Origin of the sequence: Wolbachia endosymbiont (group B) of Xylocampa areola, assembly GCF_964028205.1 — a bacterium.
Classification (GTDB): Bacteria; Pseudomonadota; Alphaproteobacteria; order Rickettsiales; family Anaplasmataceae; genus Wolbachia.
The window spans coordinates 388174-407957 of the sequence record NZ_OZ034771.1 but is presented as its reverse complement, the minus strand read 5'-3'; the positions used below and the strand labels follow the sequence as shown (position 1 = coordinate 407957).

The 19784-nt window shown below is 33.4% G+C and carries 19 protein-coding genes; 9 read left to right on the top strand and 10 right to left on the bottom strand.

The window, feature by feature from the left end:
• Positions 1–340 precede the first annotated feature (340 nt).
• Together pyrE and ABWU35_RS01895 are read right to left on the bottom strand one after the other, a co-directional pair.
• Positions 341–931 (bottom strand): orotate phosphoribosyltransferase, encoded by a 591-nt coding sequence (pyrE, locus tag ABWU35_RS01900; RefSeq protein WP_264684969.1) that lies wholly within the window; start codon positions 929–931, stop codon positions 341–343.
• A 1-nt stretch (position 932) separates the two neighbouring features.
• Positions 933–2111: a dicarboxylate/amino acid:cation symporter gene (locus ABWU35_RS01895; protein WP_264685589.1), complete on the bottom strand. Its 1179-nt coding sequence runs from the start codon at positions 2109–2111 to the stop codon at positions 933–935.
• A 118-nt stretch (positions 2112–2229) separates the two neighbouring features.
• Here ABWU35_RS01895 and ABWU35_RS01890 point away from each other — a divergent pair, with 118 nt between their 5' ends.
• Entirely contained in the window at positions 2230–2703 is a 474-nt protein-coding gene (locus ABWU35_RS01890) for a glycine zipper family protein (protein ID WP_007301914.1), read from the top strand.
• A gap of 82 nt (positions 2704–2785) precedes the next feature.
• Here ABWU35_RS01890 and murB read toward each other — a convergent pair whose 3' ends face one another.
• Both murB and hemC read right to left on the bottom strand, forming a co-directional pair.
• Entirely contained in the window at positions 2786–3670 is an 885-nt protein-coding gene (murB, locus tag ABWU35_RS01885) for a UDP-N-acetylmuramate dehydrogenase (RefSeq protein WP_017531754.1), read from the bottom strand.
• Positions 3661–4539 carry a hydroxymethylbilane synthase gene (hemC, locus tag ABWU35_RS01880; RefSeq protein ID WP_007301916.1) on the bottom strand — a complete coding sequence of 293 codons (879 nt, stop codon included), beginning with the start codon at positions 4537–4539 and terminating at the stop codon, positions 3661–3663. Before hemC ends, murB begins: the two co-directional genes overlap by 10 nt.
• Before the next feature lie 119 nt (positions 4540–4658).
• On the opposite strand from hemC, the gene ABWU35_RS01875 reads away from it, so the two are divergent.
• Together ABWU35_RS01875 and secD are read left to right on the top strand one after the other, a co-directional pair.
• A complete protein-coding gene (locus ABWU35_RS01875) occupies positions 4659–5033 on the top strand; it encodes a hypothetical protein (protein ID WP_007301917.1) in 375 nt (124 codons plus the stop codon).
• A 72-nt stretch (positions 5034–5105) separates the two neighbouring features.
• On the top strand, positions 5106–6620 hold the full coding sequence (gene secD, locus ABWU35_RS01870) for a protein translocase subunit SecD (RefSeq protein ID WP_264685588.1): 1515 nt from the start codon (positions 5106–5108) through the stop codon (positions 6618–6620).
• 279 nt (positions 6621–6899) lie between these two features.
• On the opposite strand, the gene ABWU35_RS01865 is transcribed toward secD, so the two are convergent.
• From ABWU35_RS01865 to ABWU35_RS01855, 3 genes are all read right to left on the bottom strand, one after another.
• Positions 6900–7841, bottom strand: a complete 942-nt coding sequence (locus tag ABWU35_RS01865; RefSeq protein WP_213863769.1) for a P44/Msp2 family outer membrane protein — start codon at positions 7839–7841, stop codon at positions 6900–6902.
• A 59-nt stretch (positions 7842–7900) separates the two neighbouring features.
• The gene (mtaB, locus tag ABWU35_RS01860) at positions 7901–9127 is read right to left on the bottom strand and encodes a tRNA (N(6)-L-threonylcarbamoyladenosine(37)-C(2))-methylthiotransferase MtaB (RefSeq protein ID WP_010402133.1); all 1227 of its coding nucleotides are present in this window, start codon (positions 9125–9127) and stop codon (positions 7901–7903) included.
• 219 nt (positions 9128–9346) lie between these two features.
• The gene (locus ABWU35_RS01855; RefSeq protein WP_007301922.1) at positions 9347–9901 is read right to left on the bottom strand and encodes a hypothetical protein; all 555 of its coding nucleotides are present in this window, start codon (positions 9899–9901) and stop codon (positions 9347–9349) included.
• A 363-nt stretch (positions 9902–10264) separates the two neighbouring features.
• Here ABWU35_RS01855 and ABWU35_RS01850 point away from each other — a divergent pair, with 363 nt between their 5' ends.
• The gene (locus tag ABWU35_RS01850) at positions 10265–10513 is read left to right on the top strand and encodes a hypothetical protein (RefSeq protein WP_019236609.1); all 249 of its coding nucleotides are present in this window, start codon (positions 10265–10267) and stop codon (positions 10511–10513) included.
• A 372-nt stretch (positions 10514–10885) separates the two neighbouring features.
• Here ABWU35_RS01850 and ABWU35_RS01845 read toward each other — a convergent pair whose 3' ends face one another.
• Positions 10886–11839 (bottom strand): hypothetical protein, encoded by a 954-nt coding sequence (locus ABWU35_RS01845; RefSeq protein ID WP_019236610.1) that lies wholly within the window; start codon positions 11837–11839, stop codon positions 10886–10888.
• 144 nt (positions 11840–11983) lie between these two features.
• Here ABWU35_RS01845 and recG point away from each other — a divergent pair, with 144 nt between their 5' ends.
• Entirely contained in the window at positions 11984–14023 is a 2040-nt protein-coding gene (gene recG / locus ABWU35_RS01840; protein WP_019236611.1) for an ATP-dependent DNA helicase RecG, read from the top strand.
• 329 nt (positions 14024–14352) lie between these two features.
• Entirely contained in the window at positions 14353–14541 is a 189-nt protein-coding gene (locus ABWU35_RS01835; RefSeq protein ID WP_007301926.1) for a hypothetical protein, read from the top strand.
• Positions 14542–14753: 212 nt separating this feature from the next.
• Here ABWU35_RS01835 and ykgO read toward each other — a convergent pair whose 3' ends face one another.
• Together ykgO and ABWU35_RS01825 are read right to left on the bottom strand one after the other, a co-directional pair.
• Positions 14754–14882 carry a type B 50S ribosomal protein L36 gene (gene ykgO / locus ABWU35_RS01830; RefSeq protein WP_006015378.1) on the bottom strand — a complete coding sequence of 43 codons (129 nt, stop codon included), beginning with the start codon at positions 14880–14882 and terminating at the stop codon, positions 14754–14756.
• 61 nt (positions 14883–14943) lie between these two features.
• Entirely contained in the window at positions 14944–15762 is an 819-nt protein-coding gene (locus tag ABWU35_RS01825) for a pyruvate, water dikinase regulatory protein (protein ID WP_019236612.1), read from the bottom strand.
• Between the two features lie 142 nt (positions 15763–15904).
• Between ABWU35_RS01825 and ccmC the strand changes: the two genes are divergently transcribed.
• The 3 genes from ccmC (at position 15905) to ABWU35_RS01810 (ending at position 19582) form a co-directional block, all read left to right on the top strand.
• Complete coding sequence (ccmC, locus tag ABWU35_RS01820; protein WP_007301928.1) at positions 15905–16615, top strand: heme ABC transporter permease CcmC; 711 nt, start codon at positions 15905–15907, stop codon at positions 16613–16615.
• 339 nt (positions 16616–16954) lie between these two features.
• Positions 16955–17551, top strand: a complete 597-nt coding sequence (locus ABWU35_RS01815) for a hypothetical protein (RefSeq protein ID WP_019236614.1) — start codon at positions 16955–16957, stop codon at positions 17549–17551.
• A gap of 579 nt (positions 17552–18130) precedes the next feature.
• Positions 18131–19582, top strand: coding sequence for a type II secretion system protein GspD (locus tag ABWU35_RS01810; protein ID WP_019236615.1), 1452 nt, complete (start codon positions 18131–18133; stop codon positions 19580–19582).
• Positions 19583–19784: the final 202 nt, after the last annotated feature.

Genomic DNA, 19784 nt, shown 5'->3' with positions numbered 1-19784 from the left:
TTTTATGGGCAAAATTCATAAAAACCTTAGCTAAATCAAGAGAAAAGTATTTGTCAAGTTGCATGGCTACTGTGCAAAATATTGAAGCAAAAAGGTTTCATCCCAGTGCTTCCTACCTTGTCATCCCAGTGCTCAGACACTGGGATCCATTGTTCCTTTCTGGATTCCATCGTCACGCGCTGGAATGACACCTATTATTGTTTTACTTTATATCTTTATTTGTCTATCTTATTTTGCCATTCTGCTGAACGAATACAGGGAAAATAAACTGTAATATCTAACTTTGGTGAAAAAAATATAACACGTAAAAGTTACTGAACCACTTGAGCCATATATAGAATTACTTTGTTAAATATTCTCTACTTCCAGGTTTCATTATAGGTAATTGTTTTAATTCACTTGGCAGTTCTTTCTCGCTATAGTTTTGAATGTTTAGTTCAATCAAAGATATAACAGAAAAAGGTAGTTTTGTCTCACTACTTCTCTTTATCAAAGAAGCTTCAGCAACAACTTTACCTCCCTTCTCTTCTCCACATTTTACTGCTTCAAGTGAAGATTTACCTGTGGTAATCACATCTTCAATTAGTAAGATTTTCTCACCTTGTTTAATCTCAAATCCACGGCGTAATTCAAATTTACCATTAACACGTTCGCAAAATATTGTTCGGATTCCAAGCTGTCTACCAATCTCATAACCCACAATTATTCCACCAATTGCAGGAGATAGTATTAAGTCTATGGGTTCAACAAGCTCTTTTCTTATTTTATTTGCCAATAGCTCACAAACCTTCATTGCTCTGCTTGGATTTTCAAAAATTTTAGCGCATTGTATGTAAGTGTTGCTGTGCAGCCCTGACGAGAGTACAAAATGTCCGTGCAAAACCGCACCAGCCTCTTCAAACTCTTTTATTATCGGATTGTCTAGTATCATTCTAAGTTTTACATTCTTTATTAATTATCTGCGTTACACAGACATCAGACCAAACATTTATTGCAGTTTCAAACATATCAATGATTGTATAAATAGGTAAAATCAGCCCCATAATGTACAAAGGAACGTTCATTGATACCAAATAACTAGTTGCCATAAAATAGCACCCCATCGGCACTCCAGCGTTGCCAATTGCAGCTCCTGTAGCTAAGAAAATCCATATGAACATCTCACTTAAGGAAAATGTGTGCCCATTCATCTCCGCAACAAACATCACTGTGATTAAAATAAATGCAGCACACGCATTCATATTGATAGTTGTACATATTGGTAGAATAAAAGATGACAATTTCTTTGGCACTTTTAGCTGATTTTGCACACAGTCTATGGTTGTCGGTAGTGTCGCACTGGATGATTTAGAAAAAAATGCCAGTATGAGTGCCGGCATAACACCTTTCATCGTTTGAATTGGTGATATACCTTTATACCACATGAGTAGTGGCAAAATCACAAATGCTTGCACGAAATTTGCAGACATTATGCAAGCAAAATACCAAAAAAGACTATGGAATTCGCTGCCACCTTTTAACTCGTATAAAAAACATGTGATAAAAGACCATACAGCAAGAGGAATAAACTTTAACAACCCTTGAGCAATTTTAAGAAGTGTATCAAACAGTGCAGAGAATATTTGGTGTAATATATCCTGTTTTTCTTTTGAGAGCGAAATAATAGCTCCACCCATCAAAAAAGCAATCAATATGCTGCCAATAACGTTATTTTCAAGAAAAACTTGCACAAAATTTGATGGAATGAGTGATTTTAAGTATGAGAAGTAATTGTGGTTGCTGTCACTCACACTTTCTATTGTGTTACTTATGAAATTTTTTCTTACTGGATCTATGAATAAATAGAAAGATAGCGCAACAAATGCAGCTATAATGGTTGTAAGCAGCGTATAAAACAGCGTCTTCTTAAGTAATACTTTAATTTCAATTGAGTCTTTAAGCCCTGAAATTGTGGATACGATAGATAGAAAAACCAAAGGTAAACTGATTAATTTCAACAAACTGATGAATATATCACTAAATAGCTTTGCTATTTCAAACATTACTTCATTGTTTAAATAGTAAGCAATTACCGCAAACAGTATAGAAAAGAGTATTGCAAGTTTGCGCATTGAAAATAAAACCTCAAAATGATATTATACAATAATTTTTGAAATTAGGTTAAGATAACTTTACAGGTTAAGTAAAGATGAGTAACATTTTATTATTAATTAAGTGTTAAGGAGGGGTATGGATAAAAAAACTAAAGAAGAGTTAATCCTTGTTGGAATATTAATGGGAATGAATATTTCAATAGGAGTGCTTGTAGGTCTTGGTCCAAGTTTCGCAATTTTATCACCTTCCATTATAGGTGGAATTATTGCTGCTGTTTCTACAATATTATCTATCGCATACCTTACATATTGTGATTATAAGGAAGATAAAGTAAATCGAGAATGCATTTTCCCTATATTTTGTATGGGCGTTACTAGCACTGCAATCGGGATTGGTCTTGGTGCAGCTATAGGTGCTATTTTTCCTGGTGTAATGTTAAATACAGGATCAGCAGTTTTGATGGGTGCGACAATAGGAATTATTGCCCCAATTACAGGCCTTATTGTTGGAAATATGATTGTAGAACCTATGATTAAGAAAATAAATCACTACATTATAGAGCCGGTAATTGAAAAAATAAAAGAATGCTTTTCTTCAAAGGAAGCATAAATTATCCTCGCAAAATAGTGTACCTTGGACTTAAATTGAAGTGTACTCAATTGAAATAGGTCATATTAGAGAAGGTTAGAAGTTACCTACCCAAAACCCTTATCTCCCACTCAAGTTCAATGTTAAATTTATCTTTTACTGCATCTTTTACTCTGTTGCCAAGGTTTTCTAAGTCAAGTGCAGTTGCATTATTGTAATTGAGTAGAAAATTACAATGTTTCTTAGAAATTTTAGCTACACCATTATCTAATCCTCGGCAGCCAGATTCATCAATCAGTTTCCATGCCTTGCAGCCTATTGGATTTTTGAATATACAACCAGCAGTTTTTCCTCTTACTGGTTGACTTTTATTTTTTTTATCAATAACTTCTTTCAATCTTTGCAATATAAGCTCATACTCTGAACTTACTCCTTTAAATTCAGCTTCAATAAAAATCCACCTGCCTTTTAGACTATGTCCACGATAAAAATATCCCATTTCTTCGCTGGAGAATTCATATAAATTTCCATCTTCTAGATTCACTGCCCTTATAAATTTTACAACACTCGCAATATCACTACCATATGCACCTGCATTCATTTCTATTCCACCGCCAACTGTTCCTGGAATTCCAGCAAGAAACTCAAGCCCACTAATTTGCTGTTCCCCTGCAAAGTAGGCAAGGTTACTAAGCAGTGCAGCACCACCTGCAACTATGGAGCTATTATCTTTACATTTAATATACGCAAATTCCTTACCTAATTTCACCGTTATTCCTCGAATGCCACTATCTTGCACTATTATGTTGGATGTTGCACCGATAACGCTAATTGGTAACTCCGCATCTTTTATCAAGCACATTAGATCTTCAATGTCACGTGGCTTAAATAGTACATCAGCTTGGCCACCAACATTTAACCAAGTCATTTTAGACATTGAAACATTATAACGGTAGATTCCACATACTTTAGGTAAGCTTATAAGCATTTTGATTTTAACTCTAATCCTGCATCCATACCCATTTTTTCTGCATCTTCTACAAACGAAGTGCGTTCAGTAAAGTATATAACTCTCTCGCCCGCTAACATACAATAAAGATGTAGCATGTTTTCACTCACATATTCTGCTAAAGCTGCAAGCGGTGTAAAGCATGAACCATTTACTGTCTTCATGAAACTGCGCTCTGATTTTGCCCTTATAAAAGACATATTATTATTAATTTTCTCTAAAAGATCGATAACTTTTATATCATTCTTTCGGCATTGAATGCAAATTGTCCCCTGCCCTACTGCGCTTAACATGACTTTTGGTGGCAATACCTCTGTAATTAAGTGATATTTTTTTAATCTTATCAGCCCTGCTTCAGCTAAAATCATTCCATCAAAATTCTGATTTTGCAGTCTAGTTGTCACATTTCCACGCAGTGGCACTACATTTAAGTCTGGCCTGAGATTTAACAGCTGAACTTTTCTTCTTATTGAAGAAGTTGCAATTGTAGCCTGCTGTGGCAAAGTTTTTAGGCTCTTATATTTATGAGAAATAAATACATCACATGGACTTAGCCTCTCTAAAACACAAGGAATTGTTAAGTCCTTCGAGAAAAACGCAGGTACATCTTTTAGCGAATGAACCGCCATATCTATATTATTTTTGAGTAATTCAGCCTCAATCTCCCTGAGGAACAGTCCTTTACCTCCTATTTCAGCAAGGGTTACATTAGCATATTTATCACCAGAAGTTTTGATTTTAATGATCTCAACGGATAGATTAGGAAAAGACTCTAATAATCTTTGTTTTGCTTCCAAAGCTTGGATGAGCGCAAGGTCGCTTCCTCTCGTACCTATTTTAACTAGCATATATCCTTCATATTATATGTCTATATTCTATGCCCATTTTTTATTATCTCCAATTTAGTTATTGAACATTTTACAATTAGCCCTTAGTATCACGAACATTTAGTAATCTAGGAGTATGTATGTTTGATATTTTAAAAGATTCTAATGGCAGATTTAATAAAAAGAATATTTTACCTCTTGTATGTACTACTGTCGCTATTATTCTAACAGCATTAAGTGCAGTAGTAGCAATTCCCAGATTTTCCTCTCATCCTTCTCTATCTAGTCCTCTCGGTTGGAAAGATCCAAGTTATAGTGAATTTCTTGCTATTCACATACCAGCTACCATAGTTACTTTCTCAATACTTGGTTTATGCATTTACCTTCCGATTGATAGCATTAGAAAAAATAAACAAATAGAGAATCTTAAAGCTACCTCTGAACCTCATTCATGGATTTATAATGATATTTTAGAAAAACAAACGCAGACCATCAATTATAGATCAGGGCTTTAGGCGGTCCTAATCTTTTAGGTGCTTGTGATTAGCAACTATTCGGTCTACAATGCACTAATATAGTTTAAATTTATGCCAAACAAGATAATAGTTAAATCTCTTTCAGTGTTACTAATTTTTTTGCTGTCCTTATATATAATACTGCCAAATTTTATTGATAATAAGTTCTTTACCTCAAAAAAGAGAATAAATTTAGGGCTTGACCTGAAAGGTGGATCATCTCTGCTTCTAAATGTAGACTTAGATTTTTACTTCAAAGAGAAACTAAGCATGCTAACCGATGAAATAAAAGAAGGTCTGTTAACACAAAAGATTGAATTTAGCGCAAAAAACGATAAACAAGTGGTTGTAACTTTAAATAATATTGATGATTACAAAAAAGTTTCAACGTTAATACATAAAATAAACCAAAATTTAGAATTGAGTAGAAAAAATACTGCAATTTTCATTTCATATAAACCGCATTATAAGAATTCATTAATCAATGAAGTAGTTTCAGAGTCAATAGTTAATGTTCAAAGACGCTTAGATAAGCTTGGTACTAAGGAAGTAAGTGTGCAAAAACAAGGACAAAATAAGATATTAGTCCAAGTTCCTGGAGTAGAAGACACTCAGCAGATAAAATCTCTGCTTGGCAAAACAGCCAAGCTGGCCTTCCATTTGGCAAACACCAATGTAGCTAAAATGCAAGATATCGATCATGACACTACGATTATGCTCAAGGATTCTTTGGGTAATTCCTACCCGATATTCCGCAAAACTGAAATAGGCGGTGATTCATTAGTTAACGCATCAGTTAGATTTGGCAATTTAGGTAAACCAACAGTACATTTCAAATTCGACAGCATAGCAAGTAAAAAATTTGCAAAAATTACTAAAGAAAATGTAGGAAAGCCTTTTGCAATTGTTTTAGATAACACAGTCTTAACTGTACCAACAATACGTGAACCTATTCTAAATGGAGAGGGAGAAATTAGCGGTAATTTCACTGAAAAACAAGCGAGTGAACTTGCAATACTTTTAAAATCAGGTGCACTACCTGCACCACTTAAAATAATTGAAGAAAAAAACATTGGTCCAAGCCTTGGAGAAGAGTCAATAAAAGCAGGAGAAATTGCAGCAATAATCTCTATCATAGCCGTTGGTTTATCTATAATCATTACTTACGGCAAATTAGGCTTATTAGCGTCTGTTGCACTCGTTTTTAATGTAATCTCTATACTACTCATTCTTACCTTACTTGAAGCAACTCTTACTCTCCCTGGAATTGCTGGAATTGCGCTAACTGTTGGCATGTCAGTGGATGCAAATGTTTTAATATTTGAACGCATCCGCGAAGAAATAAGAGCAGGAAAAAGAACAGCTCGTGCCATTGAAGAAGGATTTAAAAACGCAATAAAAACAATTCTTGATTCAAACCTCACTACACTAATTGCTTCAGGAATAATGTTCATTATTGGTAGCGGAGCAATTAGAGGATTTTCTATCACTTTATCGATAGGAGTTTTATGCTCGATGTTTTCTGCAATTATAGTCACAAAACTTCTGATAGAATTGTGCATCAACCCACAAAAGCTAGTACTTTAGTATCTGTTCAGCAGAGTGACAAAATAAGATAGACGAGAAAAGACAACTAAATGGTTGTCATGAAAGTAGCTATCCAGTCTTTTCGTCGTCAAAAACGTTGTAACATGCTCACCAATTTAGTGAGCATAAAACCAATATATTTGTGGAAGAAAAGGAAAAAAGAAACAGAAACCATCTTCAGGCTATCACAAAGGATATGGCCATAAGATTAAAGATATGGATAGATTTATCAAATTTCTGAATGGAAATCAGGATATTAGAATTGAAAAGATATTATTACTAAAAATTAAACATCAAACCAACTTCAATATTATGAGTGGATATATCATCTGCAATAGGTATTGGGATACTAAAGTAACGATAGCCGAAAAAGGTTTTAACTTCTGGGATTATTGAGTAGTCAACACCAAGCTTTATTTGATAAGCAAACCAAGGAACATTCAGTGGCATTGAATTTTCTGGTGACCCATTAATCTTTTTTAATCTAAAAACTGTTGGCCCTATACCAAGACCAATATACGGAGCAAATTGTGTATCTTGAATGCTGGAGTTATAATAGAAGTTTAATAAAAATGCAAACACGCTTGCTGATTTCTCAAATACCGGAGGAGAATTACTATCTTTAATATTGGCTGTAGAATACATAGCTTCAAAATCAACTCGGCCATTTTCCCCAGCATAGTAACCTAAAGATACGCTCCTAAGCCACTGGAAATCAATTTTGCCGTTAAATTTCTCTATACTCTGAATTTCATCCACTAATCCCGCTTTGATAAACAATGATACTACTTTTTCTTGCAAAGAAAGATTAGGATTAGCTGTATTGATTAAATTAATAAACCTTTCTCCTATTGCCTTTATACCCTTTACAAATGTTTCTGAATTATCATTGTATATCTTACCACCGTTAGCACTAACATAGAAATCAAGTTTTTTTGATTTTGCCTTTGTAGGTTCAGCTTGATCTGTAATACGTGGCAACATATTTTTCTGACCAGCTGCTTGGAAAATAGAAGGTGAACTACTTTTAAGTTCTTGATATTTTATTGGTATTTCTCTTTCAGCAACCTCTTCAGAACGTATTACACTTTCATTATTATCTGTTTCTAATTTTAACGGTTGTACTTGCTCAATGTGTGTATTGTTACTGATATAAGTAATAAAAAAATAGACACACGGAATGAAGATGAAAAATAAAGCAATAGATATTCTAATTATCATAAATGAATTATCACTTATAGTATAACTACTATATCATATATTCCTTTAATGTACAAAAATTAAGAAATAATATTTCCAATTAAACAATTATTTTCTATTCCTTTAACATGAGCTTTCACAATACTTTTAGCTTGAACTCTTGATGTAAGTTTTATTAATGCAAAATTTTCTGTTCTACCAATATTATTCTGCTCAACCAAAACGCTTTGCTCAGTGCCGAGCAAAGATTGATAAAAACTGCTCATCATTTCTTTATTTATTTCTCTTAGATGCTTTACTCGTTCTTTACGTACATTCTCTGGTATTTGTGGCATCCGTGCAGCAGGTGTGTTTTTCCGCTCTGAATATGGAAAAGCATGTAGATAAACTACATTTATTTTTTTCAGTAAATCAACTGTATCCTGAAACATTTCATCAGTTTCTGTTGGAAATCCAGCAATAATATCAGCGCCAAATGCTATATTAGGTCTTAAGCTCTTCATTTTATGATAAAATTCTATCACTTGTTCTCTATTGTGACGACGTTTCATTCTCTTTAGTATTAAATTATTACCAGACTGTAGACTCAAGTGTAAGTGAGGCATAAGTCTTGACTCATTAGCTATTAAATCCATTAGTTCATCATCAACTTCAGCAACATCAATAGAGGAAAGTCTTAGTCTCTTTAACTGTGGTATATCCTTTAAAACTCTTCTAATCATTGAACTGAGTGATTGCTTACCAAACAAATCTGTACCAAAATCAGTAATATCAACACCTGTAAACACCACTTCTTGATACCCATTTTCTATAAAAATCTTAATTTGCTCTATAATATTGTTTACTGGCACAGATCGATTATTTCCTCTTGCCTCAGTAATTGAGCAAAATGTACAACTATGATTACAACCATTTTGAATTTCAATAAATGCCCTTGATTTATCTTCAAATCCATTAATGAGAATAGGTTCTACTTGGTTATCACTGACTAAGATTTCATCATTATTTAGTAGATAATTTTCAGCTCTTAGCTTGTCTTGATTACCTAGCACTTTACTTACACCAGGAATATCACTATATGATTTAGGATCTAATTGAACGGCACAGCCAACTACGATAATTTCTTTACTTGGGTCGTTTTTATAGATCTTACGTATTTTTTGCTTCACTTGGCGTTCTGCTTCGTTTGTCACTGCACAGCTATGCACTACAACAACATTTTCTCTCTTTGCTTTTTTTAATGCTTCTTTGATTAACTCACTCTCGTAGAAATTTAGACGACAACCAAATGTTATTACTTCATTCATGCTTTTGCTTTAATAGATCTAAATTATATCAAATATCCAAGCAAAATGACTATTTTTTTGGTAGATATTATAATTTAAGCATAACCTCTAGAGTTGAAAATCACAGGAAGAATTTGTAGATATACAGTAAGATCATTTAGCATTAAAAAAAGCTTAAGGCCAATGATGTTAACCTCAAGCGAATATAAACCAAAAAACATTTTGCTAAACCTTGAAGCTCTACCATGCAAATTCATCTATATCATTTGGTACATAAGTGTCAGAATAAGCTTCATCCAAACTTTCTGCTTTCCATGGAAGCCATGAAGAAGGTTTTATCTTCTCTAAAACTTTACCTGGTATTGATGTTATCTCTTGCTTTACGTCTTCTTTTAATTTTTCTATTTGTAACCGAGCAAAATCTTCCACGCGAACCATGAGTTTATCTGTTAGCTCTTTTATCATGTCTTGATTTTGTTCTGCAACTTTCTTTGTAATAGGTACGACAATTTTACTTATAATCTCCGTTCCTAATGGAACAACGATTTGCTTTGCAACCTGATCACTAACAGGTTTAATAAGGTAATCTGCTATACTCTTTGCTGTATCTCCAGTCAGATTTGTTACTTTTTTTAAACTATCACCAATAATACCATAGTTTTTTTGGTACATCATATCTTCATCAGCAACTTCATATCTTCCTAAATCATCATACATTCCCATTTGTTGGTGAGACAATCCATTTGCATCAGATACATATCCGTATTTATTAAGTGAATTGGAATTAGACCGCATAACATTCTCCTAATTATTTATATATGCCTATTTTAGTATGAAACAACTAACAAAACATTAACTTTTAAGAACTCTTCTCAATTAATACATCAATAAAGGTAAGACCATATAATTTTCTCCTTTCTTGATACTATTCTCCTCCGAACTTAGTTCACACAGTTATTCAGACACTTCTGAATTTACCACCCCCAATTCCACTGCTTTTTTATATTTTGACTAGGTCTTCTCCTACAATTAGATAATCAGTACTCTTATCTGAAATGTACCATATAACTACACCAAGCTACAAATATGACACAAGAGTTTAGATTATTTTAGTTATTCTCTTGTATAAGATACTCTTTATATCAAAAAGAGGACCATATGAGTGAAACAACTTTTTCTGAAAAAAATCAGCTTTCTAGAGAAGACATAGCAGAGTTAACAGAACTTATGTGTCTTGAACGAAGTGAAGTAAGTGAAAGTGGAACAGGGCTATTAGAACTTATAGCTGAACAGGAGCAAATACTTGAGGATTTAGGAATAGAATCAAAAGAGCTTTTATGTTCTCAGCATACAGGAATGTATGAGAACCTTAGTCAGCCCTATTCTACGGATCTCGAGGTTTTATAGCAGATATATAGATTATCATTATTACTGATACCTACTCAAGAGTTGCTATGGCAAACAGAGAAAACTGCAATTACTGCCGCTAATCTTTTTAATATATCTTTCTTTGATGGTGCTATTATCGCGCATTTTGACTGATATGGGCTATGATAAACCAGAAAATCACAGCTATATTTAGGAATTGAGACAAGGCCTCATTTAGGTAAATATTGCTATGCAGACTTTTCTTGATAGCAAGCATATTGCTTTTTAGAAAAATATTAGTAGCATCAAACATAGAGATTGACATTAGTTTTTCTGTCAGATTAAGTTGCGTCTAGTACAACTGACTATGCAAATAAGCTAACAGAACTTGAGATATTTTAATTGTTAGTTTTAGAGTGTATTTTCGTGTTCATTGCTATGAATGGGCAGAGCTACCTCTTCGAGGTAGCTCATCGGATCATCTAAATCATGCTCTATTTCTACTTCAAACTTGAACCCTAACTTCTCGCAGAATTTATAGAAATATTCTTTAATAATATCAAATAAACTTCTGCCATCAGTTTTATAATCTCTCAATTCTCGAGGTACAGTAAGTGACAATTTGCCATCTTTATATATCACATCATCTTTCCCATCTTGAGATTCAAGTGCGAATTCTAGTGAGCTGTTCAATTTACATAATTCTTCATTTGGCTTTACAAATACGGTGGCAGAGATTAGCTCTTTAACTGTGACTTCTACACGTTCTGAATTACTGCAATTAATATATGTTGTATGACTGGAGCTGAAAGTTAATTTATGTATTTTAGTTACATGAAAAAGAGGACTATCCTCATTATATAATGCACCTACATAAGCAGCTTGGTTACAGTTAGTAACTAGTTCTTTTAAGATAGAATCGCTTGGAACTTGAGCTTCAGCATATTTGAACATTTCCTTGAAAACTTCTTTTCCAAACGCACGATAACTTTTATTTTCATCTCCTTCTTTTGGTAATAGATGAGCGTACCCTTTACCTAGATTATAAAACCTTTCAAACTCCTCTTTATAATATTGGTCGGTTTTTTTATTGCCAGGTATCCCTTGATTTTTATAATACCTATCCCAAACTTCATCAAAATTGTATTGCTTAGCTCCGTCTATCAATGCACCAATTAAACTTTGGTCTAGATTTTTGCTGTTAATAACAAATCTCATTCTTCGAAAATCTTCATACATCTGCTCACCAGTGTTTGCTGACTCATTGGTTTTATCAGCCCTTAACCTGCTAAAATCAAACTTTTCCGCTTGAGCCTTTAGCGTAACTACTGGATTTCCCTTTTTTTCCTGTATAGAGTTGTTCATTGTTAATACTTTGATATGAATTGCTGATAGTATAATAATACATAAAAATAGTTAATATATCAATAATATACTTAACATAGACAGTCATAATAGGGTGACAGGATTTTAGTAAGGCTCTATTATGAATAAACGGTTTTACACAGTATGAATGTTGATGAGCAGTCAAGTGTGCTGACTTTTCTAAATAGTAAAATTGAGAATATACCTAAGTTTCATTCCGCAATATTGCCTAAACTTTGCGGTGGAGACAGAGTGGTAGATCTGCTATTTTATAAGCCACTCAGTTATGTGGATAGAAGTAAATCACTACCTGATGCTCAAGTGGGAGAATTTACAACTTTTGTGGCAAAAGTGTATGAGCACCAGCGTCCCACTTCCAGAGGGAGGCCATATAGAGTAATCGTTGAAAGTGAAAGTCAGTATTTATTTATAGTTTTTTTTAATTACTCAGTTAAATATTTGTATAAATTATTTCCAGTTGGAACAGATATAGTAATCAGTGGTAAACTTGAAAAGTTTGCCGAACATTGGCAAATTACTCACCCAGATTACATGTTGTCTGATATCAATCTATTTAAAGAAATAGCCTGCATAGAGCCAGTTTACCAATTATGTCGCGGTATTACTAACAAGAGCATTAGAAACATAATAAGTTCTAATCTAAAAGATTTGCCTGATTTGCCAGAGTGGATAGATGAAACATTAATCAAGCAAAAGAAATGGCTGAATTGGAAAGAAAGCATCATAAGATTGCACAGACCGAGCTCACTCGCAGAAGCAGAAGTTTGCAGAGAAAGACTTGCTTATGATGAGCTATTTGCGTACCAGTTGGCACTAAAGCTTGCAAGGGAAAATCATGTAAAAAAAGAGGGAAAAGAATTTATAATATTGAGTAAATACAAAGAGCAGGTCTTAAATGAATTACCGTTCCAATTAACAAATGATCAAATTCGAGCGATAGATGAAATCTCAGAAAGACAAAAATCCAGATACCGCATGGTAAGTCTGCTGCAAGGTGACGTTGGGAGTGGCAAAACTGTAGTTGCACTCTTTGCGATGCTGAATGTGGTAGAAAATAACATGCAAGCAGCTCTAATGGCACCAACTACTATCTTGGCTGAGCAACATTATAATTGGATCGAAGAAGCTCTATCTTGTACTGATATAAAAGTTGCTTTGCTTACCGGTAAAACTGCGCGCAAGGAAAGAAAGATTATTATGAACGAACTTGCAAGTGGTATTTTAAATATAGTAATTGGTACTCATGCATTATTTCAAGCTAACGTTACATTTAAAAATTTAGGACTCGCAGTCATAGACGAACAACAGCGATTTGGAGTGATACAGAGGAATCGGTTGGTAGGAAAAGGAGAAAATACCGATATACTTTTTGTTACTGCAACTCCCATTCCAAGAACCTTGCAGCAAGCTATGTATGGTGATGTTGAATGTTCTATTTTAAGGGAAAAACCAAAATCTAGATTGCCAATAAAAACCGTTATTATGAACGTTAAAAAAGTATCAGATATTATTCAAAGACTGAAAGATGCTATAAATAGAGGCGAAAAAGCATATTGGATTTGTCCATATATAGAAGAAAACGAAGAACTCAATATTGCCGCAGCAGAAATGCGCTTTCAGGAACTACAAAAGACATTTTTTGATAGAGTTGGAATAATACACGGAAAACTAACTCAAGAGCAGAAAGATCAAGTGATGTTTTCCTTCAAGAGGAATGAATTTTCTCTGCTTGTTGCAACTACTGTGATAGAAGTTGGCATAGATGTACCAGATGCAACTATTATGATTATAGAGAATGCAGAGCAGTTCGGGTTATCGCAATTACATCAGTTAAGAGGTAGAGTAGGACGAGGAAATAAACCGTCTTTTTGTGTACTGTTATATGACAATCTCAGTAAAAGTTCGTATTCAAAGTTAAAGATTATGTGTGAGTCACAAGATGGATTTTATATTGCTGAAAAGGATATGATGCTGAGGGGTAGCGGAGATATTCTAGGCACAAAACAATCAGGGTGCATGGAGTTTAAATTTGCTGATTTATATGAGGACAGAGAATTGCTCAACCTTGCATATAATAGTGCAAAAGGTACAATAGCTAATTTTGAATTACTGCTTGATATATTTGAATATAGAAGTAGACTACATTTTTCAAAATTTCAGTAATCTTCCAAGCCATAACCTTCATGAGTAGAAATTCCTTGACAGACGGGAGTATTTAACAAACCATATGCGTCAAGTTAAGGAAAAATAAGAGTGAAGAAGAAGTTTTTACCATAAGAATAAATTGTGCAGAGTTAATAGCAGGCCCTGTAAACAAAATGTTAGCAGGTCAAATTAATCAAGGGCAGGAAGTATAAAAATGGAAAAAAAGCGGTAACTTAGCCTAATGACAATAAATATATATATAGAAGGTACCGTTTTAAAGAGCACAAAAGGAATACACAGTAAAAGCGAGAAGAAGTTGAGAATATGTATGGAAGCAGTGTGGAGAAGTGGCTGCCAATGATCAAAAATTTACCACAATTACAGAAGTATACACAAGAGGTTTAAAAGGTGATGCAAAAAGGGAATTTTGGCAAAATGACTTAAGTATGCACAACAAGATTTGCATAATTGATGATCAGATGTCATTCATGCTCAGCCTATATATAGAAAAAATTCTCAAGCTCAAGAGGGCTTAGGGTGGAACTAAAATTCATGGACTTGTTGACGCACGTAATTAATTTCTTTTTTTTAAGTTAATTAATGTTAACAAGCCACGTCTGCCTGTAATCATGTTAATACCAAAATATAATGTAAGAGAAGAAATGGGCAGTGCTATGCAACAGTTTTTGTTTCTTTCTAACCATGCTTCCATATGAAAAACATATGACATAAAAAGGAAAACAAAAAGCTAAGAACCTTGACGCGCTTTACATCTTGGCTTTACCTTATTTATAATATAAACCTTACCACCCCTTTTCACAACTTTACAATTTTTATCTCTGTTACGATGAGATTTTAGCGATCCTTTAACTTTCATATCTACAGTAAGAATAGAATTACCTTACATTATTATCACTTACAGCGAGTTAGTCAATTGATTAAATTTTATTAAAATATTGTATAATTGTTGCTGATACTTCTTCGATCGACCTTTGCGTAACATCAATAATTGGCCAGTTATTTTGCTTAAAGAACTCCTCTGCTTCTTTAATTTCCTTTTCTACTTTTCTAGGGTCAGCATATATATTATTACCTTCATTATTAATTGAAGTCAGTCTATTTTTGCGTATTTCTATTAGCCTTCTTACGTCTATTGTTACTCCTATAGTCAGTTTATTTCTTAATTTTGCTAAGTCGACGTAAAAGGGTATCTCGCTAACAAAAGGAACATTTGCAACTTTATAGCCTCGGTAAGCTAAATACATACTAGTGGGAGATTTTGATGTGCGTGAAACTCCAACCAAAATTATATCGGCTTTATCAATATCTTGAATATTTTGTCCATCATCGTGATTGATGGTATAGTTTATTGCCTCAATACGCTGAAAATACTCGTTATTTATTTCAGTATACAGGTCAAGTTTTTCATCCTTTTCAATTTCAAGATAGGATGAGATTTCTCTAATAATATGTGATAATATTGCTCGATATGGAATTTTTAACTTGATACAATTATCTTTTAGATATTTTCTGAGCCCATCATCAGTAATAGTGCATATAACAAAGTTATGCTCATCACTTTTTCTCTCAATTTCCTCCAGAATTTTATCGATCTGCTCTTCTCCTTTTACAAAAGACCAAACATATTCGATAGTTTCTACAGAACGAAAATGTTTCAGGGCTGATTTTGCAACTGATATAACAGTTTCACCACTTGAATCTGACACTAAGTGTAGGTTAAGCTTTTTAAGGGTCATCAACGTTATACTAAAAATAATAGCAAGCAATCTGCTACTGAAATTGTGCTAATTTATTATACTACGTAAATATAGAAAAACTATCTTGTTGATAAAACTCAAACTAATTGATAAATTCTTAACACAATTATTCTCAAAACAAATGTTTTTATTAAAGCCTACAAATTTCACTTCTTTTACTAAAAAAGCTCTACCTTGGCTTGGGGTTATTTGTTTCGCATGTTTTTTAATTGGAATGTTCTTAGCATTATTCTTCTCCCCAGGAGATTATAAACAAGGAGAAATCGTACGAATTATGTATCTTCATGTGCCTTCTGCATGGCTTGCTCTTGGAATATACGGACTCATTGCATCACTCAGTTTCATTTCATTGGTGTGGAACAATAGCGTTGCTAGTGTTTTGGCACATGCTGCTGCTCCTGCAGGGACAGTCTTTTCGGCAATATGCTTAATCACAGGTAGCGTCTGGGGAAAAGGAACATGGGGTACTTGGTGGGTATGGGATGCAAGGCTTACTTCAATGCTGATTTTGTTTTTTCTGTATGTTGGTTATCTTTCATTGTGGAGCGCTTTTGATAATCAAGCAAGAGCAGAGAAATCATCAGCAGTATTTGCCATTTTTAGTGCTATAAATATTCCCATAGTAAAATTTTCTGTGAATTTATGGTCTACTCTTCATCAGCCAGCAAGTATTTTTAGAAAAGGTGGAGTAGCAATAGAAGGTTCTTTACTGCTGCCACTCATTGCAATGTTTATATTTTGTACCACACTTTTTTTAGTAGTGTGGATACTTAATGCCCTTCATTTAATTAATTTGCAGAAGATAAAGAGAGAAATCAGTATGCGGTATTAGGTATGCAGTTCCAGAGTGTAATGTTGTGAACAGCGACAGAGATTAAAATGTAGAGCAATCATCAGCAGAGACTAAGTGGTATAAAAAATAGCTGAAGAATGTAAAAAAGGAAGTGGTATAGATAAACCTGTTACCGATAGAGAAGGTGAAATTGATACGGGCGAACCTGTTACTGATGAAGGAGAGAATGAAAATGGAGAAATTACATCTCGAAAAGTAACCTCAGATTGTTCCAAGTATGAAAATTGTGGGCCGTATTCTCATTTTTATAAAGTTGATAATAAGATAGGTTGTCAAGGTTTTAGTTCATCTGATTTACTAAAGGAATTATATCCTGAGATGTACAGTAATCCTAAGATTGCAAAATATATAGAAGAGGGAGCAAATGGTAATTATGGTGCAGTAAATTTTAAATTTGCCTTTACAGAGGATCTTAATTCAATATCCTGGCTTGGTAATATAGAATGTGAAAAATGTGTGGATGATCAAATAGAGTTAGCGTGTCAAGAAGAAGAGATTAAGAGTTTCTGTTACCCGAACGTTTACCATAGTAATCCAGAATTCAACAAAAGCTTTTTTTCCAGAGGAGCATGTCCTAATCTCTTTAGAGAGCCCAGTGAAACAAGTGTTGTAAAAGCAAAACAAGTTGCACCATTGATACTTGTTAATACCTTAGGACAAATGATAGATAAAGAGGGTAATAACACTAAAGTATACTATGATGCATTGAAGCGTTATCTAAATGATGATGGTAAAATCAAGGATTGTGGAGATAATCAAAAGTGTAAGGATTATATTCCAATTATGGAGAAAGTTGCATGGAATAGTGATAAGGAAGTACTATTAAAAACTGCTGTTAATAATACGCAAGAAGCAAATCCTTACTATTATGGAAATGAGGATAATTCTACTTCCGTTGAATTTGGTTCTATATAAGGCTGAATTTGTCTAATTTTTTCTACACTAGACACAATTTAGTCGTATCTGAACAAATACATAATCTATATAAAGAGGACGTAGGTACCATCTGTCCTTTTAAGGCATTTATGTCAATGATATGCGTAATCCATGATTTTAAACATGATGATCCTCCTAAGTAATACAAAAAAACTCAGAAAAATGTATATAGCTATGATAGAAGTTATCTATACATAAGTACAATATACTTTAACTAGAGATTATAAATTAATGAAGTTGAAAAGTCTGCAGACGAAGATAGATTTCGAGCTCTAGAATATCTTCACTATCAAAGTAACAAAGCTGTCAAAATTTGTCAAGTAATTTTTATCGCAACTGTACAAACATTGCACAGGACAAATTTAAAATGCTGTAAAATGGTGTCTGTTCAGACGCATGTGAAACCAGTGCTTCTTTTCATCCCACTTCCATGCGGCTAAACCCTTTTCATAATCTCCTATCTATCATTTCTTAAACCACTCCCCTGAACGGATACAATTAAATACATTTTTAACATTTTTATAGAAAACTATTAGTATAGATTTGTATGTTGCCCTCATGGCTATTTTAAAATGTTTAATACTCCTTTTCATTATTTCTTGTACACATCTACCTAACAAGCAACATTCTGTTAATATAGACAATTATAAGCACGATTATTCGTTGCAACAATATAATACTCCTTTGAAGAATAACGAACCAGCAATACCAGAAATGATACCTTTACCGGTAGAGTTTCCCGATCTTACAACCAGTAATCAGTTTCTTTCGATTAATGTTGATGAAAAAGTACCAGTAAAGGATTTACTGATTGAGATAGGAAAACTTTCTGACATTAACTTAGACATAGACCCAAAAATATCAGGTAATATTACTTTAAAACTAAAAGATAAGAACATAAACGAAGTAATTCAGAATATAGCCAACAGCGCCAAATTGCGTTACTCAATGAATAATGGTGTAATTAGAATTGAACAAGATTTGCCATATGCACAAAATTATTACGTAGACTTCATCAATATTCAACACTCTGCTCAAAGCAATTTTGTCGTTAGTGGCAATGTTACAAGCAGCGATGCTGACAGGAATGTTAGAAAGTCTCAATATAGCAGTGACTTATGGAGTTCATTAGAAAAAGGCTTAAATGCAATAATGGATGTTAATGGAGTGGATGATGGTGAATTTCTTTCATCCAACAGAGAAGCTGGTGTCATTATTCTAAATGCTAGAAAAGATATTCACAAAGCTGTTGAAGAATATATTAATAAAGTTAAGAAATTGGCGTCTTCTCAAGTAATGATCGAGGCCAAAATAGTTGAAGTTGTATTAGACGATAAATACCTTTCTGGTATCAACTTAAATGATTTGCATAATGAAACAAAATCTATAACAAATCAAGATAGTTCCATTACTAGCCTGGTAATGAACTCTGATTTAGAAAATTTAGTAAAAACTTTAGACAAGTTTGGCACTTCAACCGTAATTTCAAGCCCTAGAGTACATGCTATAAATAATCAGCAAGCAATGATTTCATTTACTAAAAACCATATCTATTTTACTTCCGATATACAGAAAGATACCGGAAACTCCAATCATGCCTTAATTACCAAGATGAATAGCACTCCAATAGGTGTGGTGTTAATAATCCACCCAAGCATTAACATTGATACTAACGAAATATTTATGGATATACACCCAACCTTATCAAGAATTAACAATTACACTAAAGACCCAAATATAGAATATGTCGCACAACAGAATAAAATGAAATTAAATAGTGACATTCCAATTATTGAAACCAGAGAAATGCACTCTACGTTAAAAATTAAGAGCGGCGAAGTTATGGTAATTGGTGGGCTTATAGAGCATAGAAAAGATAACCAAAACTTATTGCATCAAAAGTCAAAAAAACTGGCTAAGACAGTAGAAACCGTCATCTTCCTGAAAGCAACAATCGTACCAACACTTGGTTTATTAGATATAAAAGATAGGAATTTATATATATATTAAACGTATCCGTTCAGGCAATGGCATCAACTTAAGGAAAGATGTTGGGGTTGCTATTATGATAAGAAGAGAGTATCAGAATGATAATTAAGACAGCTTAATCATAAATCTGTTGCAGTAAATTTAAGTTACTTTAGTCATATATTAAAGTTTTTAAACAGGTCTTAGTTTACTTACTTTATTGTTTTCTTTATTATCAAATATT

Bases quoted from the DNA above. Each gene is read 5' to 3' on its own strand.
- pyrE (WP_264684969.1), bottom strand. From the start codon at position 931: ATGATACTAGACAATCCGATAATAAAAGAGTTTGAAGAGGCTGGTGCG.
- ABWU35_RS01895 (WP_264685589.1), bottom strand. From the start codon at position 2,111: ATGCGCAAACTTGCAATACTCTTTTCTATACTGTTTGCGGTAATTGCT.
- ABWU35_RS01890 (WP_007301914.1), top strand. From the start codon at position 2,230: ATGGATAAAAAAACTAAAGAAGAGTTAATCCTTGTTGGAATATTAATG.
- murB (WP_017531754.1), bottom strand. From the start codon at position 3,670: ATGCTTATAAGCTTACCTAAAGTATGTGGAATCTACCGTTATAATGTT.
- hemC (WP_007301916.1), bottom strand. From the start codon at position 4,539: ATGCTAGTTAAAATAGGTACGAGAGGAAGCGACCTTGCGCTCATCCAA.
- ABWU35_RS01875 (WP_007301917.1), top strand. From the start codon at position 4,659: ATGTTTGATATTTTAAAAGATTCTAATGGCAGATTTAATAAAAAGAAT.
- secD (WP_264685588.1), top strand. From the start codon at position 5,106: ATGCCAAACAAGATAATAGTTAAATCTCTTTCAGTGTTACTAATTTTT.
- ABWU35_RS01865 (WP_213863769.1), bottom strand. From the start codon at position 7,841: ATGATAATTAGAATATCTATTGCTTTATTTTTCATCTTCATTCCGTGT.
- mtaB (WP_010402133.1), bottom strand. From the start codon at position 9,127: ATGAATGAAGTAATAACATTTGGTTGTCGTCTAAATTTCTACGAGAGT.
- ABWU35_RS01855 (WP_007301922.1), bottom strand. From the start codon at position 9,901: ATGCGGTCTAATTCCAATTCACTTAATAAATACGGATATGTATCTGAT.
- ABWU35_RS01850 (WP_019236609.1), top strand. From the start codon at position 10,265: ATGAGTGAAACAACTTTTTCTGAAAAAAATCAGCTTTCTAGAGAAGAC.
- ABWU35_RS01845 (WP_019236610.1), bottom strand. From the start codon at position 11,839: ATGAACAACTCTATACAGGAAAAAAAGGGAAATCCAGTAGTTACGCTA.
- recG (WP_019236611.1), top strand. From the start codon at position 11,984: ATGAATGTTGATGAGCAGTCAAGTGTGCTGACTTTTCTAAATAGTAAA.
- ykgO (WP_006015378.1), bottom strand. From the start codon at position 14,882: ATGAAAGTTAAAGGATCGCTAAAATCTCATCGTAACAGAGATAAAAAT.
- ABWU35_RS01825 (WP_019236612.1), bottom strand. From the start codon at position 15,762: ATGACCCTTAAAAAGCTTAACCTACACTTAGTGTCAGATTCAAGTGGT.
- ccmC (WP_007301928.1), top strand. From the start codon at position 15,905: ATGTTTTTATTAAAGCCTACAAATTTCACTTCTTTTACTAAAAAAGCT.
- ABWU35_RS01815 (WP_019236614.1), top strand. From the start codon at position 16,955: ATGTACAGTAATCCTAAGATTGCAAAATATATAGAAGAGGGAGCAAAT.
- ABWU35_RS01810 (WP_019236615.1), top strand. From the start codon at position 18,131: ATGGCTATTTTAAAATGTTTAATACTCCTTTTCATTATTTCTTGTACA.